This is a genomic window from Acinetobacter sp. WU_MDCI_Abxd143 (genome assembly GCF_025514195.1).
GTDB classification, from domain to species: domain Bacteria; phylum Pseudomonadota; class Gammaproteobacteria; order Pseudomonadales; family Moraxellaceae; genus Acinetobacter; species Acinetobacter pittii_H.
Genome location: NZ_JAHPTH010000003.1, coordinates 74,409 through 99,906, shown reverse-complemented (window position 1 = coordinate 99,906; position 25,498 = coordinate 74,409). Strand labels below are relative to the sequence as shown.

The following is a 25,498-nucleotide window of genomic DNA, read 5'->3' as shown; positions in this document are numbered from 1 at the left end:
TTTGTTTTCTAACTTTAATTTTACTTATTATTTTAAGCATTTGATTTTTATATTTATTATTTAATTTTAAATAATTGGCATCTTATTTGCAAAATATAGGAAAGAAATAAATTATTGGGGTATAAATCATGTTCTTTAAGCAGTTTTTTGAGCAGGAAAGTTCGACTTATACATATATGCTTGGGTGTGAAGAAACACGAGAGGCTGTTTTAATTGACCCAGTCGCATCAGATATAGAGATTTATACAAAAGAATTAGAGCAGCATCAATTTACGCTCATCTATACCTTAGATACGCATGTTCATGCAGATCATATTACGGCTGCGAATTTGCTTCGTGAACGTTTCCATTGCAAATCGGTTTTACACCGTAATTCAGATGTAAATTGCGGAGATATTTTAATTACAGATGGTTGCATGCTTAAAGTCGGCAACCTCAGTATTGAAGCACGTTATACACCAGGTCATACCAATGCTTGTACGAGTTATTTGGTTGAAAACATGGTTTTCACTGGTGATGCATTATTAATTGATGGATGCGGTCGAACTGACTTCCAGCAAGGTAATGCAGGGACACTTTTTGACAGTATTCATAGACAGCTTTTCAGCTTACCTGATGAGACTATTGTGTATCCGGGACACGACTATAAGGGTCGTTTGTCTTCAACAATTGGTTATGAGCGTTTAAAAAATTCACGTTTAGGTCAGAATCGCTCACGAGAAGATTTTATCAAATTGATGAATAATTTAAATCTGCCATATCCAAAACAAATCGATAAAGCACTACCTGCCAATCAGGCCTGTGGTTCAACTTCACAATCATAAGGTGGCGATATGGAACTTAAACGAGTTAATCAAGAATTTTATGTTGCTGACCAGATTACTGCCGAGGATGTCTTAAAAATTGCAGACCAAGGAATAAAAACTTTGATATGTAACCGTCCAGATGGAGAAGGTGCAGACCAACCCAATGTGATTGAAATTGAAGAAGCAGCTCAACAATATGGTCTAAACGTAATTTATCAGCCTGTGACCAGCGGCAAAATTACCGACCAACAAGTTACCGGGTTTAAGCAGCTTTATCAGAATGCTCAGAAACCTGTTTTAGCGTATTGCCGTTCTGGTATGCGTGCAATCAGTTTGTGGGCTTTGGCTGAAGTTGCTCCACAAGATGCAGCGCTGTTAGTTGAGTCGGGTAATAAGCTTGGGTTTAACTTAAAAGGCTTGGTGCCACGTATTTTAAAACGTGATCATGAACCAGCCACAATTCCTTGTTATAGCGTTGTGATTGTTGGCGCTGGGGCAGCAGGAATTTCTGTAGCGTCGAGTCTTTTATGTCGTGAACCTCATTTAGATATTGTCATTATTGATCCGGCAGATACACATTATTATCAACCGGGTTGGACTATGGTCGGTGGTGGTATTTTTAAACCACAAGTAACCGCACGCTCAATGGCAAGTGTGATTCCTTCAAAAGTAAAATGGATGAAAGCCGCCGTTGCTGGATTTGACCCTGAGCATAATCAGGTCATTTTGGAAGGATGCCAACCCATTCAATATAAAGCCTTAGTCGTCTGTCCTGGTTTAAAACTAAATTGGCATGGCATTGAAGGTTTAGTCGAAACCTTAGGGAAAAATGGGGTGACGTCTAACTATCGTTATGATTTAGCGCCGTATACATGGGAATTGGTGCAACGGCTAAACGGTGGAAAGGCAATCTTTACCCAGCCACCTATGCCGATTAAGTGTGCCGGTGCTCCTCAAAAAGCAATGTACCTTTCAGCCGACTATTGGTTAAAGCAAGGCAAACTTAAAAATATCTCTATCCATTTTTATAACACCGGCGGTGTTTTATTTGGGGTAAAGGAATATGTACCTGCACTAATGCAATACGTTGAAAAATATGGCACTGAACTTCATTTTAACCATCAACTTGTCAAAGTAGACGGGCCTGCAAAGAAAGCATGGTTCAAAGTGGTGAATGATGAAAATGCAGCATTGGTCGAAACAGATTTCGATATGTTGCATGTTGTTCCACCGCAACAAGCGCCTGATTTTATTCGTGCAAGTACTCTTACTGATGAAGCCGGCTGGGTGAGTGTGAATCCTCAGACCCTACAACACACACAGCACGCCAATATTTTTGCTTTAGGTGATGTGATGAATGCGCCTAATGCCAAAACTGCTGCTGCGGCACGGGCACAAGCTCCGATCGTTGCGGTTAATGTTATAGCCCAGCTCAAAGGTGAGCAAAACTTCTGCGAGTACAACGGCTATGGCTCATGTCCACTTACGGTAGAACGAGGAAAAATCATTCTGGCTGAGTTTGGCTACGGCGGCAAATTACTTCCAAGTTTTCCAAAATGGGTGATTGATGGACAAAAACCATCTCGTTTGGCATGGCTACTTAAAGAGCAAATTTTACCGCCGATTTACTGGCAAGGCATGCTCAAGGGCCGCGAGTGGATGGTCAAACCTGAGCGAGGATAAACAAAGCAACGCTTTACCCTGAGAAGCGACTAAAGCTTCGCAAGAAGACGAGATCAACTCACTCATTAACCAGCAGTCTACTGCAAACGATGTATATGCAATTTTAGGCTTTTAATATGTTATTACTTGTCGTTGAAGGCATTGTGATTGGCTTTTTACTTGGTCTTACTGGTGCGGGTGGTGGCATTCTTGCTGTACCCGCGCTTATGACCAGTCAAGGCTGGAGCGTGGCGCAAGCTGCGCCAATTGGGTTATTGGCGGTTGCGCTATCTACTCTCATAGGAACCATTGAAGGCTTATTTAAAAAGATTGTTCGTTATCGTGCTGCGATCTGGATTGCCTTAATTGGTGCTCCTATGGCACATATCGGCATTTTAATAGCTAACACGATTTCACCTATTTGGCTCATGTTAATGTTTAGCTTGGTCATGTTTACAGTGGGCTATCGACTTATCAGTAACCGAGTATCGGATTTTCATAACCCGCCGTGTCAGGTCAACCCAAGTACGGGACGCTTTATCTGGAATTTTAAAACTGGTGGTGTGCTTGCAAGCATCGGGATTATTGCGGGGCTTTTAACTGGGATGCTTGGTGTGGGTGGCGGCTTTGTAATTGTGCCAGCGCTTAGAAAAGTCACAAATTTGGATATGCATAGCATTGTTGCAACCTCACTTATGATTATTTTCCTTATTAGTGGTATGAGTATTGTGATGCATATTGCAGAGGGCTTTCACTATCCAGTAGCAATCACTAGTGCGTTTGCACTCGCATGTGCATTCGGTATGTTATTAGGACGCCGAGCTATTCGGTTTATTCCGTCTGCAATTGTACAAAAGGTCTTTGCTTTAATGGTTTTTGCTGTCGCAATTTATATGGTTATTAAGATTGTTAATCTAACAAATATCTGAGCGATATAGTATTTTAACCTTCTCTATAAGTAGCAATTTTTCCAAGATGAGATATTAAAATTATCTTTGGAAAATTGATTTAAACCATTTAAATTTTTGAGAAAGTGAAATGAAGCGAATTAACGTGGCAATTTGTGGGTTTGGACGGATTGGGCAACAAATTGCAGAGCTTCTTTTAAATCGATCGACATACTATAAACAAAAATATCAAATTGATGCCCGTTTAGTGGGTGTTTGTAACTCATCATCAGGCTTAATTGACCAAGAAGGTTTACAAGCTGCCAAGTGGCTAGATAAAACACAATATCAAGCAGGCTTAACTGAGCAAAAGTTTTTAGAACAGGTTCAACCAGATGTCATTATTGAAACTGGACCAAGTGATTATGTTACCGGTGGGAAAGGCCTATTTTATTTAAATTATGCTTTAACACATAGTATGAATGCGATTGCGGTATCTAAAGGTGCGTTAGTCGTAGAAGGCAAAAAATTAATTAACTTGGCACATCAACACAAGAAAAAATTATTTTTTAGCGGTGCAACGGCTGCGGCCTTACCAACTGTTGATTTGTTTGAATATAACTTGGCTGGCTGCCAAATTTTAGAAATAGAAGGTGTGTTTACAGGCACCACGAATTTTATTTTGAATGATATGTTGCAACATGAATGTGCATTCGCAGAATCTCTTGAAAAAGCTCAAGCAAAAGGTATTGCAGAACCTGACAGCTCTTTCGATGTAGATGGATGGGATACTGCTGCCAAAATTACGATACTAGCCAATACTGTTTTGGGAGCTGATGTAAAAATTCAGGATATTCCAAGACAAGGAATTAGTCATGTTACGACTGAACATATTCGTGATTGGAAAAAAGAAAATGTAATTCCTCGTCTGGTCGGTTTTATTCATCTGAAAAATCAGCAAATTCAAACAGGTGTTGAGTTACGTTTAGTTCCGATAAATCATCCGTTTGCTCATTTGCAAGGTTCCAATAAATGCATTCGAGTGTTAACACAAGAAATGGGGGAATTTGTTGTCAGTGGAGGGGCATCTGCGCCATTAGCCACAGCAGCCGCGGCTTTAAAAGATTTTGAGTTGATGCTAAAAACGGGCTGCTAAAATTAATTATGATTTATAAAAAAAACAGGCTTTTATGCCTGCTTCTCACAATTTTTTTGACTGCTAAATAACTTCTTTCCAATTTCAAACTTACTAAACATTAAGTAGTTACCAAATAAGATAAGTAAAATTCCAAATACAGCATTTAAAGTCCACTCATATCCTTCAAAGAAAGTAGAAACTGTTAAAGCAACTAAAGGAAAGAGCAACGTGCTATAGGCTGCTTTGGCTGCGCCAATTCGTCCGACTAGAGAAAAATAAGCAGAGAATCCAATAACTGTACCAAATACAGCTAAGTATAGTACCGAGCTTAAAAATGGGAAATTCATCGGCGGCATTAAATCTTGTCCTGTAAATAAAGCCAGAATTAACATCACCAATGCGCCATACGTCATGGCATAACAGTTTGTTGAAAAGATATTTAGACCACGTTTTTGGTGTCTAACACTAATCATGTTCCCTAAAGAAAAACCGTAAGTGCCTATTGCACATAGCCCAATACCCATTAATAGCTGCGCATTAAACTGGCTATTAATCAGGTCATGCCAAAATAGTAAAACAATACCACTTAGGCCCAAAAGTGCAGCTGGCGCAAAGTTTGGGGAAGGTTTCTGCTTAAAAAAGATAAGCGCATTAATGGCATTAAAGAAAACAGCCATCGAAAAAATGACAGACTCTAAACCGCTATTTACATATTTAACCGCAGTATAAAAACAAATAAAGTTTAGGCCGAAAACACAGAGTCCTTGCAGCATACAAAACAAGTGATCTTTTAAAGCAATTCTCTGTAATTTTCCTGAAAATAGTAAAACCACCCAAAGTAATAAGGCTGAAATGGCAAAACGCCATAAAATTGCGACGACAGGTGTTGCATAATGGCTCTGAACGGCAATTCCAATCCATGTTGTTCCCCAAATTAACACCACCGCAACATAGAGTAAAATATTCATAACTTCATCCTCGATTACCAAGCTTAAGTATCTAGGAATGCTTCATTTTTCACGTATATATTCTTGTGTTGTACATGCAAGATCTTGCGTTTTTTATAGATATAAACTAGCTGAATTTTGTGGAATATGGTTAACTTAAGCTCAATGATATTCGTTTTAATTTTGCATGGCCTATCAAACTTTAGAACAGCTACAGCAATCTAAAGCCAAGCTTCACGAAACTGTGGTGCTTGATGAGAATATGCAACTTGCATTTTGGTCTAATCAGCAAGATCGTGTAAGTGTCTGTAGCGATCACCACACTTTAAGTCTCTATATTCAAGATGGCTATGAAAGCTATCAAAAAACCCCTGCAGGCTGGAAAAACGGCGGTGGGCCGGGGCGTTTTTGCTTATTGCCTGAGCATCAGGAGTCGACTTGGGATATACGTGGTGGGCTTAAATTCGTTCACTTATATTATACAGACCAACATTTGCGTGATGTTGCCGAAAAAATATGGGACAAAGAACCCAATCAAATTGAACTAAACGAAGTTGTTTTTAACGATGACGAAAAGATTCGGGCTCTTTATCAGTTCTTCTTGCTAGATTGTGATTGGAAAGATTCAGCAAACCATTTACAAATGAGTACCACTGCTAGTTTATTGTTAAATCATTTAATTCGAAGATATAGCAATGTTAAGTGGCAGCAGCCTGTCATTAAAGGAGGCCTCGCTCCTCATAAACTCAAATATATTCAAGACTGGATTGAAGATCATCTAGATCAGGCACTCACTTTGTCTGATTTGGCGAATGTTGTGAATTTAAGCGAATACCATTTTGCTCATATGTTTAAACAGTCCATGAATATGGCACCTCACCAATATGTCATGCAAAGACGCTTAACCAAGGCCAAAGGGTTAATTCAGTCATCTCAGCTTTCTTTGCAAGATATTGCCCTAGTATGTGGGTTTAGTTCAGCAAGTCATTTAAGTCATCGCTTTAAACAATTTTATGGCATGAGTCCTTCGCAGTTACGTTAAGTGTCTAATGTAATTGGTTTATCTTGAGCTGCATCAAACGCAGCTCTTGCCGCATCAATATCCGCAATATGCTGCTGAGCCCATTGGCCTAAAGCAATTACAGGTTCTGTAAGTGAATGGCCCAGCGGAGTTAGTTCATATTCAACATGCGGTGGCACTACAGGATAGACCGTACGTTTAACCAATCCATCTCTCTCTAAACCGCGTAAACATAAGGTGAGCATACGTTGTGATATTCCATTGATATTTCTCTTTATTTCAGAAAATCGATGAGGGCGTGATGCAAGTGTCATTACAATAAGAATGCTCCATTTTTCGCCAACTCTAGCCAATACTTGACTGACTCTTTGGCAATCTGAACTTTGGATATCGTGAGGTATGGTTACAGTCATATTACTTGGTTCCCTAAATGTGCCTTCTTGTGCATCAGAATAATAGTAGTAACATAATTAGTTCAAGTAACAATTTTATACTGTAGGTATAAACGATGAAACTACTTCAAATTGACACAAGTATTTTAGGTGAGCAGTCTGTTAGCCGCCAACTCACCTCATCTGTTATTGGAAAGCTCAGCGCAGCTTATCCTGATGCAGAAATTATTCATCACGATTTTGCTTTAGAACCAATTCCTCATTTGTCTGATGCTGAGTTTTTGGCATGGCAAGGTGTTGAACCTAATAATGAAACAGCGCAACAACGTGTTGCACGAAACACCCAATATTTGGATGAGTTCTTATCGTCAGATATCGTTGTAATTGGCGCACCTATGTATAACTTTAGCTTCCCATCACAGTTAAAAGCGTGGCTTGACCGTCTATCTGTTGCTGGTAAAACATTCCGTTACACGGAAAACGGTCCTCAAGGTTTAGTAGAGGGGAAACGTGTCATTATTGCTTCTTCGCGTGGTGGTGTGTATTCAGAAGGTTCACCAGCCGAAGCTTTAGACTATCAAGAAACTTATATCAAAGCGTTTTTCAATTTTATTGGGGTGACTGATATCACTTTTGTGCGCGCCGAAGGGATCGCTTTCGGACCAGAAGCACGTCAAGCTGCCTTAGATAATGCAGCAGCGCAAATTGCCCAGTTAGCGGGTTAAAAATATAAATAGCCGAACAGTAAAGGAACTGTTCGGCCTTATTGAGATTATGATTTTGAAAAATCAATTCAATCAGTAAATAACTAGAAGAAAGTGACAGCGAGTCCAACCAGTGCCGAAGCAAAAATAACATACAGCACGTTAATGTTAAATCGGAATAAAGCAATAAATGCAGCTACAGTAATGAGGGCCGCGACAATATCAAAATGGCCTGAAAAACCCTGTGGCCATAACACGTGATAACTAAAAAATAGTGCTAAATTTAAAATGACACCGACCACAGCTGCAGTAATGGCAGTAAGGGGTGCAGTAAATTTAATTTCGTTATGTGTAGACTCAATAATGGGCGCACCCGCAAAAATAAAGACAAATGAAAATAGAAAGGTAAACCAAGTCACAATAACAGCACCGAGTGCTCCAGCAAAAAATAAATGCTCAGAGCCAAGTAATGAATGATTAAAGCCTCCTAAAAAACCAACAAAGGCAACGACCATAATTAGTGGACCGGGTGTAGTTTCACCAAGTGCCAATCCATCAATCATTTGTGTAGGTGAAAGCCATCCAAAATGATTGACAGCCCCTTGATAGACATAAGGTAAAACCGCGTAAGCGCCCCCAAACGTAAGCAGCGCAGCTTTAGTGAAAAACCAAGCCATTTGGGTATAGGAATGATGCCATCCAAAATATGCGCCTAAAGCTAAAATTGGCAATAGCCATAAAGCGATTGCCACAAAAATTAGTCTGGCTAACCGTGACCAATGGAATTTAGCGTGCTCTGGTGTCGGAGTATCATCATCAATATATGCTGGACCATAGTCTTTTTGACTAGCTTTATGCCCACCCGCGGAGGAAAATAGTTCTGGGTACTTTTTACTCGCTAAATAGCCAGCAATACCTGCTGATAAAACGATAAGCGGGAAAGGAAGCTTTAAGACAAAAATGGCAAAAAACGCTGCAATTGCGACGACCCATAAAAACTTATTTTTAAGCGAACGACTGCCTATGCGGTAAGTTGCATGAAAGACAATTGCAGTGACGGCAGGCTTGATTCCGTAAAAGATACCTGCAATAACAGGAATATCTCCAAATTTTATATAAACCCAAGACAGTCCAATTAAAATAAATAATGAGGGCAATACAAATAGAATACCTGCAACTAATCCTCCAGCAGTTCTATGCATAAGCCACCCAATGTAGGTTGCTAGTTGCTGTGCTTCAGGTCCGGGTAATAACATGCAGTAGTTCAGTGCATGTAAAAATCTTTTTTCTGATATCCAGCGCTTTTGTTCAACGAGTTCCTGATGCATCACAGCGATTTGTCCAGCTGGCCCCCCAAAGCTAATAAAACCAAGCTTGAGCCAAAATAAAAAGGCTTGCCAGAAGGTGACTTGTTCCACTGAGTCATCAGGGGTATTTAATTGTTTTTGTTGCATATTATCCCCTAAAAAATAATATTAATTTTTACGTTTATGTCATAACGGAGTATGTTTTATAGCATAACAAACACAAATGTATTTTTTATGATAACCATTTAACTTTTATAGATAACTATTTATTAGTTTATTGATATTCAATGAAATTATTTTTTTAACTAAAGTTATCGCTTTAAATTATTTCCAAAGCTGAAACATTTTAAACATTATTTGCTCAAGTTGTTATAACAGGTTGTGAGCCGTGAGCCAGCTACCCCAAGATCCAAAAAATCATAAGCCTCTTTACGATCAGTTAAGGGAACTCATCCTGAACAAAATTGTAAATGGTGAATATGCCGTACTGAGCCAAATTCCATCTGAAAATGAGTTTGCTGAACAGTTCGGTGTAAGCCGAATCACAGTTCGCCAAGCACTCAACCAATTACAGTTAGAAGGCTATATTTTTAAGGTGCCGGGTAAAGGGACCTTTGTAAGTAAGCCAAAAACGTTCCAGAACATCTCAAGTTTGCAGGGTTTTGCAGAAGCAATGTCATCTGCTGGTCACGAAATTTTAAACCGTGTCATCTCGGCCGAGCTTAAACAGATCCCGATGCACGTTGTGCCCAAATTAAAGTTACCCGTTAAAGCCAATGTGTATGAAATTCAACGTGTTCGTTTGCTCAACCGTCAGCCAGTGTCTTATGAGTTGACTTATTTGCCAGAACATATTGGTTTGAAACTTAAAGAAAAAGCGATTGATTTACGTACAACCGATATTTTCAAGGCATTAGAACAAGAGTGCGACATCCCTTTAGGACATGCGGATTTAAGTATTGATGCCACGGTGGCGGATGAAGAATTAGCGGCTTTGTTACAAGTCGAAATCGGAACTCCGGTATTACGGGTCGAACGTTTGACTCATGATGCAAATGGTCAACCGATTGACTATGAATATCTCTATTTCTCGGGCGATACCTTCCAGTACCGTTTACGTATTCATCGTTAATAACTCAAATAAAAATAAGGAATATTGAATGGAAACTAAATATCTTGAGTTCGATATTGTGGTGATTGGTGGTGGAACTGCTGGCCCAATGGCTGCGATTAAAGCAAAACAAGAAAACCCCAATTTAAAAGTCTTGCTCATTGAAAAAGCGAATGTAAAGCGCAGTGGGGCGATTTCAATGGGAATGGACGGGCTGAATAATGCTGTCATTCCGGGCTATGCAACACCTGAGCAATACACCAAAGAAATTACGATTGCCAACGATGGGGTAGTTAACCAAACCACTGTATATGCATATGCAAAGCATAGTTTCAAAACTATTCAACAACTCGATCAATGGGGCATTAAGTTCGAAAAAGATGAGACAGGCGAATTTGCAGTAAAAAAAGTACATCACATGGGGGCATATGTTTTACCAATGCCCGAAGGCCATGACGTTAAAAAAGTTTTATATCGTCAGTTAAAGCGTGCTCAAGTCAAAATTAATAATCGGATTGTCACTACGAAGCTTCTAAAAAATGAGCAAGGTGCAATCAATGGTGTACTTGGTTTTGACTGTCGTAGTGGCGATTTCTATGTCATTAAAACGAAAGCTGCCATTTTATGTTGTGGTGCCGCAGGGCGTTTAGGTTTGCCAGCTTCCGGCTATTTAATGGGCACTTATGAAAACCCAACCAATGCAGGTGACGGCTATGCAATGGCATACCATGCAGGTGCTGAGCTTGCTAACTTAGAATGCTTCCAGATTAATCCATTGATTAAAGACTATAACGGCCCAGCTTGTGCCTATGTGACTGGTCCTTTAGGAGGTTATACCGCTAATAGTAAAGGTGAACGTTTCATTGAATGTGACTACTGGAGTGGTCAAATGATGTGGGAGTTTTACCAAGAACTGGAAAGTGGTAATGGTCCTGTTTATTTAAAAGTAGATCATCTGGCCGAAGAAACCATTCAAACCATCGAAGAAATCTTGCATACCAATGAGCGCCCAAGCCGTGGTCGTTTCCATGAGGGTCGAGGAACCAATTACCGTCAAGATATGGTGGAAATGCATATTTCAGAAATTGGTTTCTGTAGTGGACACAGTGCTTCTGGCGTATGGGTCAATGAAAAAGCTGAGACTTCAGTTAAGGGATTATACAGTGCTGGCGATATGGCTGCTGTACCTCATAACTATATGCTTGGTGCATTTACCTACGGATGGTTTGCAGGTGTAAATGCCGCCCAATACGTGAATGCAGTTGAAGATAGTGAATTAAACCAAAGCGAAATAGAAGCAGAAAAAGCTCGAATATTTGCGCCACTGAATTGCTCAGAAGGTTTACCTCCAGAACAAGTGGAATATAAGCTGCGCCGTTTTGTAAATGACTATTTGCAGCCCCCTAAAACTCGCCAAAAAATGGAAATTGGGCTCAAGCGCTTTGAAGAAATTAAACAAGATATTAAGCGAATTTCTGCCAGAAACCCACATGAGCTGATGCGTGCCGCTGAAGTTTCTTTTATTCGAGACTGTGCTGAAATGGCAGCTAGAGCTTCACTGTTTAGAGAAGAAAGCCGCTGGGGACTGTACCACTATAGAGCAGATTTCCCTCAAAAAAATAACTCGGATTGGTTCTGTCACGCTCATTTGAAAAAAGATGAATACGGCAACATGGTCAGTTTCAAAAAGCCAATCGAACCTTATGTGGTTCCGATTAATCAAGATGAAGCTGTGTCTTATGACCGTTTACGCATTAAAAAAGACGTTGCTCTAGCAGACTAAATAAATCAGGAATTTAAATCATGGCTTTTATTTTTAAAGAAGTACAGCACCGTACTGTCGCACCCGTCATTATCGATGAAGATAAATGTATTGCTGATAAAGGATGCACTGTCTGTGTAGATGTTTGTCCAATGGATTTATTGGCGATCGATCCAACAACCCAAAAAGCTTATATGCAATTTGATGAATGTTGGTACTGCATGCCTTGTGAAAAGGACTGCCCAACAGATGCAGTCAAAGTAAATATCCCATACCTACTCAAATAATTAATTTGGAATACTCAATATGAGACAAAATAAATTGATCAATAAAAAACTACTACTCAGTAGCTTAATTGGTGCCATGGTACTTGGCACTTTGGGGTGCGGCAGTAAAACAGAAACTGTTCGTGTAGCGATTGGCACGCAAGATACGACTATTAACTGTGCAACAGGTGGGCTGCTCATTCGTGAATTGAATTTATTACCAAAATATTTGCCTAAAGATGGTAAATACAAACACGTTAAATATGACATTCAATGGAAAAACTTTACCTCTGGTGCACCACTTACCAGTGAAATGGTGGCTGGGCGTTTAGACTTGGGAGCAATGGCCGATTTTCCTGCGGTTAATAATTTAGCGGCATTTAAAAAGGCTGGAAAAGAAAGCATATTTTTAGCGCCATTGTCAGGCAGTATTAATGGTAGCGGTAATGCGATTGTTGTTCCAATTGACTCAAAAGTAACATCACTCAAAGAACTAAAAGGACAAACCATTTCCGTACCTTTTGCCTCAACTGCTCATGGACTGTTGCTACGAGCAATTCAAGCTGAAGGCTGGCAACTTGATAAAGATATTAAAGTGATTGCTCAGGCGCCAGAAGTGGCAGGGCCTGCATTAAAAAGTCATAAAATTGCTGCACATGCTGACTTCGTACCATTTGGAGAGTTATTTGCTTACCAAGGTTTTGCCAAAAAAATCTATGATGGTTCACAAGCAAAATCACCAACATTTCATGGTTCACTTGCCAGCAAGGATTATGCACAGCAACATCCGGAAGTCATAAAAGCTTATTTACAAGCAACCATTGAAGCAAATCGTCTGATTCGCGAACAACCTGAAAAATATAGTGAATTTATTGCTGAAAAAACTGGTATTCCTGCCGAAGTTGTCTATCTCTTCCATGGTCCATTAGGTCTACAAACTCGTGACTTAACGTGGAAACCTGAATATCGAAAAGCGACTCAAATTGCGATAGACACCTTAAAAGTTTTAGGCAAAAACGACGGTACGCTTGATGTAAATAAATTTATTGATGATCAATATATTAAGGATGCATTTCAGGCATCTGGACTTAATTACAGCCAGCAACTGGCCGACTATGCAAAATCACCTTTGGTTGCCAATGATGCTTCAACAGGCCAACCCATCAAGACATTTGATCGGGTGACTCAAATTTGGGTAAAGGGTGAAGAAAAAGTTCGTAGCTACGAAACGCCTGAGCATGCTTTTTCTGATTTAAAGAAAATACAAGCCAATGGAAAAACGGTGCGTGTGGTTTATAGCCAAGATCATCAGTCCGACATTAAGTTACTTGCTAATTTGGCATGGTATGCCACAGACAAAGCAGGACAAATTCAAGCCTTTTTATTAAAAGATGATGCTGAAAAATGGGCTAAACAACAGGGCGGAAAAGTATATGACTTTGAAGCTATTCAGCTTGTAACAAAGAGCTGATGTGTTGTCTTACCTAATGATCAGGAGGTGACAAATGAGTAGTTTAGCCCAGACAAAACCTAAAAACCAAAGTACATTTTTGATTAAATTTTTCCAACAATTGACATTATATCGGGCGCATTTAAAAAGCTATGCGATAGCTTTTACATCTATAGCTTTTTGGATAGTCATTTGGCAAGGACTTGCTCAGTTTAAAGTAAATTTAGGCTTTGTGAACTTTAGCAATGTCCCGACACCTTTAGACGTCATCCATGCGCTTTGGGCTTTTTTTCAACTCAGCACTGCGTTTGAACATGTCGAATCTAGTGTATTTCGTGTAGTGGTTGGTTTTGTGCTTGCGGCTCTAATTGGTGTAGGCATTGGTTTGTTGGCAGGACGTTATCAAAAACTGGCTGCCTTTCTAATGCCACCATTAGAAGTATTACGTCCAATACCAGCAGTTGCATGGATTCCTTTAGCAATTCTGATTTTTCCATCCTCAGAAGCGTCTATGATTTTTATCACTTTTATCGGGGCTTTATTTCCAATTTTATTAAACACGGTACATGGCGTTGGTGCAGTTGACCCAAGGCTCGTTGCATCAGCGAAAAGTCTGGGTGCTTCTGATCTGGCTATCATTTATGAAGTCATTATTCCAGGGGCATTACCTAACATTATTACCGGTTTATCTATTGGAATGGGCACTTGTTGGTTCTGTTTAGTGACTGCCGAAATGATTTCGGGCCAACACGGAATTGGATACTTCACATGGGAATCGTTCACTTTGCAAAACTATAGCAATATCGTGGTTGGTATGGTGCTGATCGGAGCGTTAGGTATGTTTAGCAGTACATTGGTACGTGTGATTGGAAACCGATTTACCCCATGGTATCAACTGAGGAAATCATAAAATGTCAATTACACAAGGCCATGTGCGTATTCAAAACCTATCGCTACATTTAGGGCAAGCTAAAAATTGTTTTCAGGCATTAGATCGGGTTAATTTCGAAATACAACCGGGCGAGTTTATATGTCTACTTGGCCCGTCGGGTTGCGGTAAATCCACATTATTAGGTGCTTTGGCAGGGCACTTACCAATTAGTTCTGGGTCTTTAACGGTCGATGATGAATCGATATTTGAACCGCACCCAGACAGAGGTTTGGTGTTTCAGCAACATACCTTATTCCCGTGGAAAAGCGTGCTCGAAAATATTGCCTTTGGTTTAAAAATGAAAGGCATCGCTAAACAAAAGCGTATTGAACAAGCTCAGAAAATGATTGATCTGGTCGGGCTTAAAGGTTTTGAACATAAATTTCCAGCTGAACTTTCCGGTGGCATGCAGCAACGGGTTGAACTTGCAAGAGTACTGATTAATCAACCTCGCATTTTATTAATGGATGAGCCTTTTGGTGCGTTAGATGCTCAAACTCGTTTAAAAATGCAAATGCTATTACTCGAGATTTGGCAAGAAATCCAAACGTCGGTTTTATTTATTACCCACGATATTGATGAGGCACTTTTTTTAGCCGATCGAGTGTTGATTATGAGCCATCGACCAGGACGGATTATTGAAGAAATTCCGCTTAAGTTTGAACATCCACGGGATGTTGAGCTTGTAACGAGTAGTGAATTTACAGCCATTAAAAAACGTTGCATCCAAACGTTAAAAGAAGCCACTCAACAAGAAGAGTTAAGCCGTTTAAATCCATTAGGGCTTGGAAAGAAATCACAAATTAAGGAATACGAATGAGTTTTTATTATCAAGCTTTAGATGATATCGATGAATATAATCAGGAATTTCTTGCGCAGCTCAATCATGCAGATGAAAAGATACGCTTTGTCGCTTTAATGAATATTGGTGATGAAGAAAATCCGGATTTACTTCCTTGGTTGCATGCTGCGCTACAACACGACTCTTCAGCTTTAGTCCGTGAAGAAGCGGCAAAAAAACTAGAAAGCTGGGAAGACCCAACCAGTTTGCAAGTATTGGTGCAAGCCTTATTTGATGTTGATCTGAATGTGAGACAAGCTGCCAGTCAAAGTTTAAGTGAAGTCAAAAATACGGCGTCGGCCCAGATACTGGCACCGTATTTAAAGCATACGGATACTTTTGCTCTTAGTGCAATTCTGCGTGCTTTAAAACCTTTACGACCACAGCAATTATTTGAAGAGATATCTGCTTTGGTACACCACGAAGATGCATTTGTACGCCGTGAGGCAGTCAGTGCATTAAGTTGGTTACAACAAGACCAAGCAATTACGATATTGGCAAAAATTGCCGAAACAGATGTAGATGATGAGGTCCGCCGCATTGCAACAGGTGGTTTGGCTTATAGTCAGAGCATATCAGCTGAAGTTATCCAAGCACTTCAACATTCTTTAACTTCGGAAAGTTGGCAACTAAGAGTGGAAGCCGCACTTACGATTGGTAAATTACGTATTGTTCAGCTCGAGGCTCCCTTAATTCATGCTTTAACCGACTTATATTGGCAAGTACGTATTGCAGCTGTACGTAGCTTAGGACTATTCAAATCGCGTCTGGCAGTTAGTCATCTATTTGATAACTTTAATCATGAAATTAGCAATTTACGTAAAGAGGTCGCTTTAGCACTCGGTGAAATTGGTACACCAGAAGCTCAGAAGCTATTGGAACAACATCAAAATGATCCAGATCCTGAAGTACGAAAAGCGATTCGTATTGGATTAAATCAAATTGGGGAGGCGAAATATGCAAACCAGACCTGATATTCGTGTCGATACGATAACCAAACAGATTCACTTTACATGGTCCGATGGCTCAAGTGCATGTCTGAGTCATCAAAGTTTAAGAGAAATTTGCCCATGTGGCTTTTGCCGAGCGAAGCGGATTAAACAAATTAAAATAGAGCATCAAGATGTTGAAGTGACAGCTATGTTTGATCAAGGTTATGGTGCCCAAATTTGCTTTAGCGATGGGCATGATAAAGGGATTTTTCCGTGGGCTTTTTTAAAAGAATTTGCTAAGAGCTAAAAGATGCCTTCTGCTTGGGACAGAAGGCATCTTATTTAATTAATGATCATGTTCTAAATAATCTGGTTTTTTTGGAAGCGCAAGGCTACATAAGAAACAGATAATCAGCATGACAATCACATAAATAAAGAAGGTGTTTTCAATTCCAGCGGCTTTGAACTGCAAGGCAACCGAAGGTGCAGAACCACCAAACAGCGCATTACCTACAGCATATGAAAAACCTACACCTAAAGCTCGTACATGAGGTGGGAACATTTCTGCTTTTACCAAGCCACTAATAGAGGTATAGAAACTCAGAATCATCATCATAAAAATGAGTAGTAAGGCAATGATAATCGGCGAATCTATATAATTAGGCATCCCAATGGCCATGACTGGATAGATAAAAATCGCAGACAATAAGCTAAATGCTAGCATTGAAGAACGTCGCCCAATACGATCCGAAATTGAGCCAAATACAGGTTGAGCACACATATAAACAAATAGTGCGAAGGTCATGATATAACCAACGGTTTTTCCATCCATCCCTAAGTTGGTTAAATAGGTTTTTGAATAAACAGTCTCTACATAAAACGTTAATGAACCAGCAGAAGTGTATCCAACCACCAATAAAAAGGTTTTCCAGTGCTTTTTAAAGAGCTCTCTTAAGCTACCAGACTCTTTTCGTTCACTATCTTGATGAGAAAGCGTTTCTTCTAAACGACTACGTGCAAGCAAAGATAAGATTGCTGCGATACCACCAATAACAAATGGAATACGCCAACCGCCATCATGTAATTGTTGTTCACTTAAGAACGTCAATAAAATAACGCCCAGTAAACTTGCAAGTAATTGACCACCAGAAAGAGTGACATATTGGAAAGACGAGTAAAAACCACGTTGACCTTTTAAGCCTAATTCACTCATATATGTTGCTACTGCACCATATTCACCACCAACCGATAAGCCTTGAAGTAAACGCACTACCAATAAAAGAAACGGGGCAAATAAGCCAACTTGGTCATAAGTGGGCAGGGCTGCAAATAAAAAAGAACTCAAAGCCATGAGACAAATTGAAATGACCATCGATTTTTTTCGACCATGCCGGTCTGCAATTCGTCCAAATACCCAACTACCAATAGGACGCATAAAAAAGCTTGCAGCGAATACGCCCCACACATAGATAGATTTAGTCGTACTATCCATATCTGGTGCTGTTAGAGCTTGAGTAAAGTAGGCAGCAAATACTGCATAGATATAAAAGTCGAACCATTCAACTAAATTACCAGAGGCTGCGCCTACAATCCCACGTATTCTGCTACGTTTTTCTTCCTGAGTGTATGTCATATTTCTTCCATCATTTTGCAGACAAAAACGAGGAATTTTTTAGATATGCTGGATAGAAAATAGAATGAAACTTTAAATATCACTCAATCCTGAGCATGTCCTTAAATTCCTAACCATTCATTTTTTCTAATTTTAAAATTCGATTCTAGTGAGATTACGTCCTTTTGTTCGATTCAATGATATTTTTACCGATGATCGAACACTTCCTTTCATTTAACTTAATAATTAATTGTATTTAAAATCAGTGAACTAATTTACAATGGTACTTTTCTATTTTATTTCTCCTTTTAAGTTTCATTTCGAGCTTAAGTTTATTTTGAATATTTGGTAATACTTAAAAAGTTATAGCGTCAATTTCTAAGAAAATAAATGAAATTTATATAATGATAAGTTCATAAAAGTTGTATCACTTTCACTTAATCGAAAAAATACAGAATGTATTGTTTCTCAATATATGTAGCTGTATTCTTGCGTGGCTAAAAATAGACTCCGCACTCATTTCTAGCGCTTTAGAATTATGCACGGTATGGCAGGTAGTTATTCAATGGAAAGACGTTCGATAAATCTTCACTTCATGACATGCTCTAAAACAGCATTGGCTTCATCTATTGCGCTCATAACATCTGTCGTCTATGCAAATGAAGCGGAGTTTTCGCAGCTCCCAACCATTACTGTGAACGCTACACAAAATAATGATGCACTATACACATCAAAGAAAGTTAATTTATCTGGTTTTCAAACTGATGATTTAAAGAAAGTTCCTGCATCTATTACAACCATTACATCTGAGCGTATAGCAGACCAACACGCAAAAACTTTAACTGATGTTATTAAAAACGATTCTTCGTTAGGGGATGGCTACGCAGCAATTGGCTACTATCCAAATTTTGTAGCACGTGGTTTTGCGCTTGATTTAGGCTCAAGTTATCTCATTAATGGCCATAATATACGTGGCGAACAAAACGTGGCTTTAGAAAATAAAGAACAAGTTGAAATCTTAAAAGGCATTTCTGCAATTCAAAGTGGAATGTCGACACCAGGTGGTGTTGTTAACTATGTCACCAAAAGGCCTGCCGATGTTAAAAACATTACTGTAGATGCAAATTCAGAAGGCGGCTATACACTGGCAACAGATGTTGGCGGCTTTGTTAATAATAGTTTTGGTTATCGAATCAATTTAGCCCATGAAAGCATCCATCCAAATGTTGATCACGCAAATGGTAAGCGAGAGTTTGGTTCAGTTGCTTTAGACTGGAAAATTAATGATCGTTCTAAATTATTGTTTGATATTGAAGCTCAGCATCAAAGTCAACGTTCAGTACCAGGTTATCAACTGCTTGATGGGCAAGAAGTACCAACAAATGTAGATCAAGACCGTTTATTGGGTTATCAGTCTTGGAGTAAACCTGTTGTAAATAACAGTGTAAATGCAAGTTTGAAATATCAATATGCATTTAATGATCAATGGAATGCTAGCTTAAGTGCATCGCAAAGCCGTGTTGTGATTGATGATTATATTGTGTTTCCTTATGGAAGTTATTATTCATCGGGTAATCCACTTGCAGTATTTGACAAAGATGGAAACTATGATCTTTATGACTATCATAGCCCAGATGACACACGTATAACTAATCACTTTTCTGCTGGGTTAGAGGGTCAATTCAATACTGGCAATATTGAGCATCAGGTAGCTTTTGAATTGCAAAATACACGTAAAAACCTGAAGCGTTATGATCCGAGTAATCAACTTATTGAGAATGAAATTGGCAATATTTATACTGATTCATCAGACTTTCAAATGCCAACTGAAAAATTAGGTAATCGCTTTAAAGCCTTAGAAAGTGATCAGACTGCATTTACTGTATCTGACCGAGTTCAATTTAACGATCAATGGTCAACTTTACTCGGTGGTAAACTTATTCACCTTGATGAGCAAGCTTATGATCCAAATGGCCAGCAAAGCCGTGATACGGATTTAAACAAATTCTTGCCACAATTAGCACTCATGTATAGCCCAACTGCTACGACTAATCTGTATGCTTCATATGCCAAAGGTTTATCGGATGGTGGTGAGGCACCTTGGTATACAAACAATGTCATGTATAGCACTGGTCCCCAGATATTATCACCTAGAAATTCTGAACAATATGAAGTTGGGATTAAGCAACAAATACGCAACTTCTTGGTAACAGCTGCTATTTTTGATTTAAAACAAGATAATCAATACAGTAAAGTAAATGCAGATGGAACTTTCGATTTTGTTGAACAAGGTGAACAACACAATCAAGGTATTGAATTAGGTTTAACAGGAGCCTTAACCGATACACTCGATGTAAGTTCAGGGGTTACCTATACCAAATCTCGCCTTGTTGATATTGATAGTGACAGCTACAAAGGCCATCAAACTCAAAATGTACCAAAAGTACGCGCAACTGCACAGTTATCTTATAAAGTACCTTCAGTTGAAGGATTAAGATTACTGAGTGGTATGCAATACAGTAGCAGTAAATATGCAAACAAAGAGGGAACGGCAAAAGTAGGCGGGTACAGTGTCTTTAATGTTGGTGCCGCTTATAAAACAAATTTTGCTGGGCATGACACAACTTTTAGATTCAATATTGATAACCTATTTAATAAGAAATATTGGCGTGATGTAGGCGCATTTATGGGTGATGACTACTTATTTTTAGGTAATCCTCGTACAGCTCAGTTCTCTACAACTTTTAGTTTTTAAAATATAAAACAAATAAAAAAGGAGCTTCGAAAAGCTCCTTTTTTATTTCAAGAATTAAGCCGACATTTTTGGTTTAACCATATTATTAATCGACAAGATATCATTAAGCACTTGTGCCGATAATAAACCTTCATTTTGAACTAAAGCCAATACGCTTTGTCCAGTTTCGTTTGCGGTTTTAGCAATACGAGTTGTAGTTTCATAACCTAGATATGGGTTAAGTGCAGTCACGATACCAATTGAGTTTTCAACCAAAGCTTTACAGTGTTCAGGGTTCGCCGTAATTGTATCAATACACTTAGTTTGGAACATTGCCATTGCTTTACCGAGCAAGTCCATCGATTCAAATAGTTTGAATGCAATAAGTGGTTCCATTGCATTTAACTGTAATTGACCAGCCTCAGCAGCTAAAGTTACAGCCAAGTCATTTGCAATAATTTGGAAACAAGCAAGGTTCATTGCTTCAGGTATAACTGGGTTTACCTTACCCGGCATGATCGAGCTACCCGGTTGGCGAGCTTCTAAATTAATTTCATTAATGCCAGTACGTGGACCACTTGAAAGTAAACGTAAGTCATTGGCAATTTTTGAAAGTTTAGTTGCGGTACGCTTTAATAAACCAGATAAAAGAACAAAGTCACCCATATCTGAAGTTGCTTCGATTAGATCAGGAGCAGATTTAATTTTCTTACCAGAAATTTTTGCAAGTGCTTGAATCGCAAGTTCACGGTAACTATATTCAGTAGTAATTCCCGTACCAATCGCCGTACCACCAAGGTTCATATAGGCTAAAACATTTGGAATAAGCGTATTAATTTGCTCAAGGTCTTTTTGTAAAGTTACTGCAAAAGCACCAAACTCTTGACCTAATGTCATTGGCACAGCGTCTTGTAACTGTGTACGGCCCATTTTTAAGATGTGAGCAAATTCTTGAGATTTATTGCGGAAACTTAAGATTAAATTGTTAAAAGGAAGATTTAGTTCATCTAAGCTTAATAACAAACCTAAGCGAATTGCAGTAGGGTATACGTCATTTGTTGACTGTGACATGTTAATGTCGTTATTAGGATGCAAATATTGATATTGGCCTTTTGCATGTCCCATATATTCTAAAGCGACGTTTGCTAATACTTCATTTGCATTCATATTGGTTGAAGTACCAGCACCGCCTTGCATCATATCAATCGGGAACTGGTCGTGAAAATTACCACGAATAAGTTGATTACAGCTATATTCAATCGCTTCAAATTTAGTCTGATCTAAGCTTTTAAGATTATAGTTCGCTTCAGCACAAGCAAGCTTTACCATTGCTAAAGCTTTAATAAGGTGAGGGAAATTTCCGACCTTGCTTTGAGTTAAATTAAAGTTTTCTAGAGCACGTAATGTTTGTACCCCGTAGTAGTCGTTATTATTGATCTCTCTATAACCAATAAGATCCTTCTCAATACGGGTGGTAATTTCAGCGTTCATCATTAAACTTCGAATTAGTAAAGAAGATAATTCATATTAGATTTCGAAATGCTTCACTTCTAATGCATTTATCAAGTTGATTATGCATTTTTTGCATATCAAATTTTTAAATTTACAATGAACGCACTAGGAGATTCCGTTTTTAACTATCAATTCGAATGGAATTTTGCTATTTAAATTAATAACTTAATATTAAGATAAATTTAATTTCAAAATTTGTTTTATGAAGTAGATAATTATCTAATTTTTTAAAAATAACTTTTTAAAAAATATAGGATTGATTAATTTAAGTGAAATATCAACTTAATTATCTATATTATTTTCTTTTAAAATGAAGCTTATCTAACAAATTTATATAAAAATGTGATGCATTTCACATAAAAAACACTATAATACGAAAAAATTTTAGTTTTAAGTTTATGTTAAAAATCACAGCTGCATTAATTATTTTGGGAAGTTTTACATACTATGTGCTTTTCCATGGTGAAGAGAAAAGTGAGTCTAAAACTTCTCGTCTGCTTAAAGAAGCAGAGCAATCTATTGCTTCTGCTGAAACCTCTGTAAACAAGGCCAATAGTATTGTACCCATATCTTATAAATAGCCGCAGTTCTTAGGTTAACCTTTTATATCATCCATCAAAATATTGTTTTATCTAGATTTTCTTAAAATTTGGGTAAAAGACTGTATGTATAGAGACAAAATTCATGAGAATGAAGTTTATCGCCTATGATCCCAATTCTGGGGAAAAATTAAGCTTAAAAGAGCATATCCACCATATGGATAAATACACCACATATATCTTTTTTAGCGATGAAAAAGACAATATGGTGTTCAATCCCCAGAAAAAGCAAGTTTTTGAAATTACACAATATACTTCTAATATGATGGTTGAAATTTCAAGGAAGCTATATTACCTCATTGGTGAATATTAGAAATTTATTTTTATTCAGTCTTAGATTAAATACTTTAGTAGAATAGTCAGGTTTTTTTGGTTGAGCTATACTACAAGCATATCTTCTGATTTAAATGAATTTATTAAATCAAAGAGCTTAAATCCTGAAATAGGCAAGATATTAATTTTTCAGTTTTACAGTCCGTATTCTTCCCCAAGGTGCGGACTTTTTTTATTAAAAATAAAACTTGAGTAAATCTTAGGATTATTTCTATTTTTTATTAACTTAAAATTTATTATTTACTTGCGTTATATGCTCCTTACTTTTTGATTTAAAATAATTTTTAGAGTAATAACTTTATCTTTTTATGAGTTGTTGAGTTAAATCAAAGTCTTTTATTCTCTTACACTCGTTTCTATGTCAGAATTATTCAATACCTATTTTTATTGTTTGGCTTTGCCAATCCTCCATCGCATTTTTGCAGGTACTCCCATGTTTTATAGTTTTTATTCATCTATTCAGCTATTTATTCAGCTTCCCAACCAGACAAATTAAGGACATAACTATAAAAAGGGAATGCAAAAATGAACTTAGAAGTACGTTGGGTAGAAGACCTTTTGACACTTGAACGAGAGCGTTCTATTTCAAAAGCAGCCGAAAAACGATTTATTAGTCAATCTGCGTTTACGCGTAGAATTCAGCAAATAGAAGAGATGATTGGAGCTGAAGTCATTATTAGAAATAATAAAAATAATATTGAATTTACAGACATCGGGCGAATTATGCTGGTCATGTCTAAAAATATTGAGAAGCAGGTAGAAGAAACAGCAAAGCTGATTAAAAACATCAAAAATGAAACCGAATCTACTATTCGTTTTTGTGTGGTTCACTCATTAGCATCGGGTTTTTTAACGACTTTTTTAAAAAAATTTCCAACGTTTATGCGTGATTTAAAAATCGAAATTGTCGCGACGAATAGTGGTGAAGGCTTATCTCTTTTAAAAGAAGGTGCCTGCGATTTTATGATTTGTTATGCAGATCGATCTAATATCAATCGAGTTGGCGATGATATTTTAAGTGGCATCAAGATCGCTGAAACAGAGATTGTTCCAGTGTCAGCTACCGAAGCAGATCATACGCCTAAGCATACAATTCAGAGTAATTTTTCATTACTTGCTTATAGTAAACATGCTTATTTGCGTAAATTGGTCGATCAATTGATTGAAGGTAAACTGATCTATAAAACCTTATATGAAACTGACAATGCCACCAACTTGAAAGAGCTTGTATTACAAGGTTTAGGTGTAGCATGGATTCCAAAAATTAATGTAGAGGAAGATCTCGCTACCGGAAAATTGGTCATGTTGGACCATAACGAATATTGCTTGGCACAAGATATTTATATTTTTAAAAATAACTTGAGTGATAACAAATCTGTTCAGCAAATCTGGAAGGGCTTTCAAACTCAGCATGATTAAAATTTATAATGATATGTGATGTATTTAACATATTTACATACAAAGTAATCAATTAAGTAGCTCATACCTTTGTGTTTGTGATGAAAGGCTTTATAAAGCATTGCTCATGGTCTAGATTCTTTGTTAATTTAGACCATATATCAATAATTCATAAATCTAGTGAGCATTTTTATACATGCTGTGCCTGATTTTATTCCTTTTGAATGGATTATTTGATCCAGACGGAGACAATTTTGTTTGATCTAGATAGTAGATTACTAAATATTTTTTATCATATTTATCGGTTTAAAAGTGTTTCAATGGCTGCTGATGCGATTGGCCTTACACAACCGAGCGTTAGTAATGGACTGAACAAAATCCGTCAGCATTTTAATGACCCGCTTTTTATTCGTGTTGGGAATGAGATGATCCCAACTGAATTAGCAAAGGAGATTTTTCCACTCATTAGTGAAGTGATTGATAAAGTAGAAAGCATTAATAACTTTAGTGTGAATTTTGATCCGCTAACTTCAGATCAGCTTTTTACAATTGCGATGACAGATGTCTCTCATCTGGTTTTATTACCGCAATTAACAAACTATTTGAAAGAGAAAGCGCCTTTAATTCGTTTGAATATTAGACCGATTACGCCAGAAACCAGCTATCAAATGGCAAATGGTGAGATTGATCTTGCAATTGGTTTTTTACCCCAATTAGAAGAGGGCTTTTATCAGCAGAAGTTTTTTAAACAGCATTATGTGGTGATTAGCTCTAAAAGCCATCCTCGTTTAGACCCAAATAATTTTACTTTAGATGATTATATGCGCGAGTATCATATCGACATTGATGCGGGAATCGGGCACTACCATATTAAAAATGAATTGCAGAACAAAGGATTGGATCGAAATATTTTAATTCGATTACCGAGCTATCTTGGGGTGGGATTAGTTGTACAAGAAACAGATGCGATCGCAACGGTGCCGTATTATTTAAGCCAAGTCTTATTGGTGAGAGAAAATTTACAGATTTTACCGGCACCTCTAGACTTTCCAACTTATGATGTTAAACAACATTGGCATATGTCTTGCCATCATAAAAGTAGCCATAAATGGTTCCGTCAAACCTGTTATGAACTTTTTAAAGTTTAAAAAAG

The 25,498-nt window shown here is 37.9% G+C and carries 24 protein-coding genes; 19 read left to right on the top strand and 5 right to left on the bottom strand.

Going from position 1 to position 25,498, the window contains the following annotated elements; translation table 11 throughout:
• Nucleotides 1–128: 128 nt before the first annotated feature.
• The 4 genes from KTI79_RS08480 (at nucleotide 129) to KTI79_RS08460 (ending at nucleotide 4,511) form a co-directional block, all read left to right on the top strand.
• A complete protein-coding gene (locus KTI79_RS08480) occupies nucleotides 129–824 on the top strand; it encodes an MBL fold metallo-hydrolase (RefSeq protein ID WP_032054973.1) in 696 nt (231 codons plus the stop codon).
• A gap of 9 nt (nucleotides 825–833) precedes the next feature.
• A complete protein-coding gene (locus KTI79_RS08470; RefSeq protein WP_032054972.1) occupies nucleotides 834–2,489 on the top strand; it encodes a bifunctional protein tyrosine phosphatase family protein/NAD(P)/FAD-dependent oxidoreductase in 1,656 nt (551 codons plus the stop codon).
• A 116-nt stretch (nucleotides 2,490–2,605) separates the two neighbouring features.
• The gene (locus KTI79_RS08465) at nucleotides 2,606–3,397 is read left to right on the top strand and encodes a sulfite exporter TauE/SafE family protein (protein ID WP_000925653.1); all 792 of its coding nucleotides are present in this window, start codon (nucleotides 2,606–2,608) and stop codon (nucleotides 3,395–3,397) included.
• Between the two features lie 109 nt (nucleotides 3,398–3,506).
• A complete protein-coding gene (locus KTI79_RS08460) occupies nucleotides 3,507–4,511 on the top strand; it encodes a homoserine dehydrogenase (RefSeq protein WP_032054971.1) in 1,005 nt (334 codons plus the stop codon).
• A 32-nt stretch (nucleotides 4,512–4,543) separates the two neighbouring features.
• On the opposite strand, the gene KTI79_RS08455 is transcribed toward KTI79_RS08460, so the two are convergent.
• Nucleotides 4,544–5,461: a DMT family transporter gene (locus tag KTI79_RS08455; protein WP_032054970.1), complete on the bottom strand. Its 918-nt coding sequence runs from the start codon at nucleotides 5,459–5,461 to the stop codon at nucleotides 4,544–4,546.
• Nucleotides 5,462–5,627: 166 nt separating this feature from the next.
• Here KTI79_RS08455 and KTI79_RS08450 point away from each other — a divergent pair, with 166 nt between their 5' ends.
• Nucleotides 5,628–6,482 carry a helix-turn-helix domain-containing protein gene (locus KTI79_RS08450; RefSeq protein WP_032054969.1) on the top strand — a complete coding sequence of 285 codons (855 nt, stop codon included), beginning with the start codon at nucleotides 5,628–5,630 and terminating at the stop codon, nucleotides 6,480–6,482.
• Here KTI79_RS08450 and KTI79_RS08445 read toward each other — a convergent pair.
• A complete protein-coding gene (locus KTI79_RS08445; RefSeq protein WP_079284325.1) occupies nucleotides 6,479–6,874 on the bottom strand; it encodes a winged helix-turn-helix transcriptional regulator in 396 nt (131 codons plus the stop codon). The two genes, KTI79_RS08450 and KTI79_RS08445, sit on opposite strands and share 4 nt — an antisense overlap.
• Nucleotides 6,875–6,969: 95 nt before the next feature.
• On the opposite strand from KTI79_RS08445, the gene KTI79_RS08440 reads away from it, so the two are divergent.
• Nucleotides 6,970–7,578: an FMN-dependent NADH-azoreductase gene (locus KTI79_RS08440; RefSeq protein WP_014206680.1), complete on the top strand. Its 609-nt coding sequence runs from the start codon at nucleotides 6,970–6,972 to the stop codon at nucleotides 7,576–7,578.
• An 83-nt stretch (nucleotides 7,579–7,661) separates the two neighbouring features.
• Here the strand turns inward: KTI79_RS08440 and chrA are convergent, their stop codons facing one another.
• Nucleotides 7,662–9,011, bottom strand: coding sequence for a chromate efflux transporter (gene chrA / locus KTI79_RS08435; RefSeq protein ID WP_032054968.1), 1,350 nt, complete (start codon nucleotides 9,009–9,011; stop codon nucleotides 7,662–7,664).
• 241 nt (nucleotides 9,012–9,252) lie between these two features.
• Between chrA and KTI79_RS08430 the strand changes: the two genes are divergently transcribed.
• From KTI79_RS08430 to KTI79_RS08395, 8 genes are read left to right on the top strand one after another with little or no spacing between them, the layout of a single operon-like run.
• A complete protein-coding gene (locus tag KTI79_RS08430; protein WP_000080816.1) occupies nucleotides 9,253–9,996 on the top strand; it encodes a GntR family transcriptional regulator in 744 nt (247 codons plus the stop codon).
• 28 nt (nucleotides 9,997–10,024) lie between these two features.
• On the top strand, nucleotides 10,025–11,758 hold the full coding sequence (locus tag KTI79_RS08425; protein ID WP_032054967.1) for a fumarate reductase/succinate dehydrogenase flavoprotein subunit: 1,734 nt from the start codon (nucleotides 10,025–10,027) through the stop codon (nucleotides 11,756–11,758).
• A gap of 20 nt (nucleotides 11,759–11,778) precedes the next feature.
• Complete coding sequence (locus KTI79_RS08420; RefSeq protein WP_000864074.1) at nucleotides 11,779–12,024, top strand: ferredoxin family protein; 246 nt, start codon at nucleotides 11,779–11,781, stop codon at nucleotides 12,022–12,024.
• Between the two features lie 19 nt (nucleotides 12,025–12,043).
• Nucleotides 12,044–13,474, top strand: a complete 1,431-nt coding sequence (locus KTI79_RS08415; RefSeq protein ID WP_032054966.1) for an ABC transporter substrate-binding protein — start codon at nucleotides 12,044–12,046, stop codon at nucleotides 13,472–13,474.
• Nucleotides 13,475–13,508: 34 nt separating this feature from the next.
• Complete coding sequence (locus KTI79_RS08410; RefSeq protein ID WP_000096300.1) at nucleotides 13,509–14,363, top strand: ABC transporter permease; 855 nt, start codon at nucleotides 13,509–13,511, stop codon at nucleotides 14,361–14,363.
• 1 nt (nucleotide 14,364) lies between these two features.
• Nucleotides 14,365–15,204, top strand: coding sequence for an ABC transporter ATP-binding protein (locus tag KTI79_RS08405; protein ID WP_032054965.1), 840 nt, complete (start codon nucleotides 14,365–14,367; stop codon nucleotides 15,202–15,204).
• The gene (locus KTI79_RS08400; RefSeq protein ID WP_032054964.1) at nucleotides 15,201–16,199 is read left to right on the top strand and encodes a HEAT repeat domain-containing protein; all 999 of its coding nucleotides are present in this window, start codon (nucleotides 15,201–15,203) and stop codon (nucleotides 16,197–16,199) included. The genes KTI79_RS08405 and KTI79_RS08400 overlap by 4 nt, the downstream gene beginning before the upstream one ends.
• Nucleotides 16,183–16,464 (top strand): DUF971 domain-containing protein, encoded by a 282-nt coding sequence (locus KTI79_RS08395; protein ID WP_032054963.1) that lies wholly within the window; start codon nucleotides 16,183–16,185, stop codon nucleotides 16,462–16,464. Before KTI79_RS08400 ends, KTI79_RS08395 begins: the two co-directional genes overlap by 17 nt.
• 39 nt (nucleotides 16,465–16,503) lie before the next feature.
• Here the strand turns inward: KTI79_RS08395 and KTI79_RS08390 are convergent, their stop codons facing one another.
• Nucleotides 16,504–17,790 (bottom strand): MFS transporter, encoded by a 1,287-nt coding sequence (locus tag KTI79_RS08390; RefSeq protein WP_032054962.1) that lies wholly within the window; start codon nucleotides 17,788–17,790, stop codon nucleotides 16,504–16,506.
• Nucleotides 17,791–18,307: 517 nt separating this feature from the next.
• On the opposite strand from KTI79_RS08390, the gene KTI79_RS08385 reads away from it, so the two are divergent.
• Nucleotides 18,308–20,524: a TonB-dependent siderophore receptor gene (locus tag KTI79_RS08385; protein ID WP_032054961.1), complete on the top strand. Its 2,217-nt coding sequence runs from the start codon at nucleotides 18,308–18,310 to the stop codon at nucleotides 20,522–20,524.
• A gap of 54 nt (nucleotides 20,525–20,578) precedes the next feature.
• On the opposite strand, the gene KTI79_RS08380 is transcribed toward KTI79_RS08385, so the two are convergent.
• Nucleotides 20,579–21,997, bottom strand: a complete 1,419-nt coding sequence (locus KTI79_RS08380) for an aspartate ammonia-lyase (protein ID WP_032054960.1) — start codon at nucleotides 21,995–21,997, stop codon at nucleotides 20,579–20,581.
• Nucleotides 21,998–22,413: 416 nt separating this feature from the next.
• Here KTI79_RS08380 and KTI79_RS08375 point away from each other — a divergent pair, with 416 nt between their 5' ends.
• The 4 genes from KTI79_RS08375 to KTI79_RS08360 all read left to right on the top strand — a co-directional run bounded on the left by KTI79_RS08375 (nucleotide 22,414) and on the right by KTI79_RS08360 (nucleotide 25,493).
• Entirely contained in the window at nucleotides 22,414–22,596 is a 183-nt protein-coding gene (locus KTI79_RS08375) for a hypothetical protein (RefSeq protein ID WP_032054959.1), read from the top strand.
• Nucleotides 22,597–22,705: 109 nt separating this feature from the next.
• Complete coding sequence (locus tag KTI79_RS08370; protein WP_079284332.1) at nucleotides 22,706–22,927, top strand: hypothetical protein; 222 nt, start codon at nucleotides 22,706–22,708, stop codon at nucleotides 22,925–22,927.
• Nucleotides 22,928–23,472: 545 nt separating this feature from the next.
• Nucleotides 23,473–24,366 carry a LysR substrate-binding domain-containing protein gene (locus KTI79_RS08365; RefSeq protein WP_032054957.1) on the top strand — a complete coding sequence of 298 codons (894 nt, stop codon included), beginning with the start codon at nucleotides 23,473–23,475 and terminating at the stop codon, nucleotides 24,364–24,366.
• Between the two features lie 233 nt (nucleotides 24,367–24,599).
• A complete protein-coding gene (locus KTI79_RS08360) occupies nucleotides 24,600–25,493 on the top strand; it encodes a LysR family transcriptional regulator (RefSeq protein WP_003651675.1) in 894 nt (297 codons plus the stop codon).
• Nucleotides 25,494–25,498: the final 5 nt, after the last annotated feature.

Bases quoted from the DNA above. Each gene is read 5' to 3' on its own strand.
- KTI79_RS08480 (WP_032054973.1), top strand. From the start codon at position 129: ATGTTCTTTAAGCAGTTTTTTGAGCAGGAAAGTTCGACTTATACATAT.
- KTI79_RS08470 (WP_032054972.1), top strand. From the start codon at position 834: ATGGAACTTAAACGAGTTAATCAAGAATTTTATGTTGCTGACCAGATT.
- KTI79_RS08465 (WP_000925653.1), top strand. From the start codon at position 2,606: ATGTTATTACTTGTCGTTGAAGGCATTGTGATTGGCTTTTTACTTGGT.
- KTI79_RS08460 (WP_032054971.1), top strand. From the start codon at position 3,507: ATGAAGCGAATTAACGTGGCAATTTGTGGGTTTGGACGGATTGGGCAA.
- KTI79_RS08455 (WP_032054970.1), bottom strand. From the start codon at position 5,461: ATGAATATTTTACTCTATGTTGCGGTGGTGTTAATTTGGGGAACAACA.
- KTI79_RS08450 (WP_032054969.1), top strand. From the start codon at position 5,628: ATGGCCTATCAAACTTTAGAACAGCTACAGCAATCTAAAGCCAAGCTT.
- KTI79_RS08445 (WP_079284325.1), bottom strand. From the start codon at position 6,874: ATGACTGTAACCATACCTCACGATATCCAAAGTTCAGATTGCCAAAGA.
- KTI79_RS08440 (WP_014206680.1), top strand. From the start codon at position 6,970: ATGAAACTACTTCAAATTGACACAAGTATTTTAGGTGAGCAGTCTGTT.
- chrA (WP_032054968.1), bottom strand. From the start codon at position 9,011: ATGCAACAAAAACAATTAAATACCCCTGATGACTCAGTGGAACAAGTC.
- KTI79_RS08425 (WP_032054967.1), top strand. From the start codon at position 10,025: ATGGAAACTAAATATCTTGAGTTCGATATTGTGGTGATTGGTGGTGGA.
- KTI79_RS08420 (WP_000864074.1), top strand. From the start codon at position 11,779: ATGGCTTTTATTTTTAAAGAAGTACAGCACCGTACTGTCGCACCCGTC.
- KTI79_RS08415 (WP_032054966.1), top strand. From the start codon at position 12,044: ATGAGACAAAATAAATTGATCAATAAAAAACTACTACTCAGTAGCTTA.
- KTI79_RS08410 (WP_000096300.1), top strand. From the start codon at position 13,509: ATGAGTAGTTTAGCCCAGACAAAACCTAAAAACCAAAGTACATTTTTG.
- KTI79_RS08405 (WP_032054965.1), top strand. From the start codon at position 14,365: ATGTCAATTACACAAGGCCATGTGCGTATTCAAAACCTATCGCTACAT.
- KTI79_RS08400 (WP_032054964.1), top strand. From the start codon at position 15,201: ATGAGTTTTTATTATCAAGCTTTAGATGATATCGATGAATATAATCAG.
- KTI79_RS08395 (WP_032054963.1), top strand. From the start codon at position 16,183: ATGCAAACCAGACCTGATATTCGTGTCGATACGATAACCAAACAGATT.
- KTI79_RS08390 (WP_032054962.1), bottom strand. From the start codon at position 17,790: ATGACATACACTCAGGAAGAAAAACGTAGCAGAATACGTGGGATTGTA.
- KTI79_RS08385 (WP_032054961.1), top strand. From the start codon at position 18,308: ATGCACGGTATGGCAGGTAGTTATTCAATGGAAAGACGTTCGATAAAT.
- KTI79_RS08380 (WP_032054960.1), bottom strand. From the start codon at position 21,997: ATGATGAACGCTGAAATTACCACCCGTATTGAGAAGGATCTTATTGGT.
- KTI79_RS08375 (WP_032054959.1), top strand. From the start codon at position 22,414: ATGTTAAAAATCACAGCTGCATTAATTATTTTGGGAAGTTTTACATAC.
- KTI79_RS08370 (WP_079284332.1), top strand. From the start codon at position 22,706: ATGAAGTTTATCGCCTATGATCCCAATTCTGGGGAAAAATTAAGCTTA.
- KTI79_RS08365 (WP_032054957.1), top strand. From the start codon at position 23,473: ATGAACTTAGAAGTACGTTGGGTAGAAGACCTTTTGACACTTGAACGA.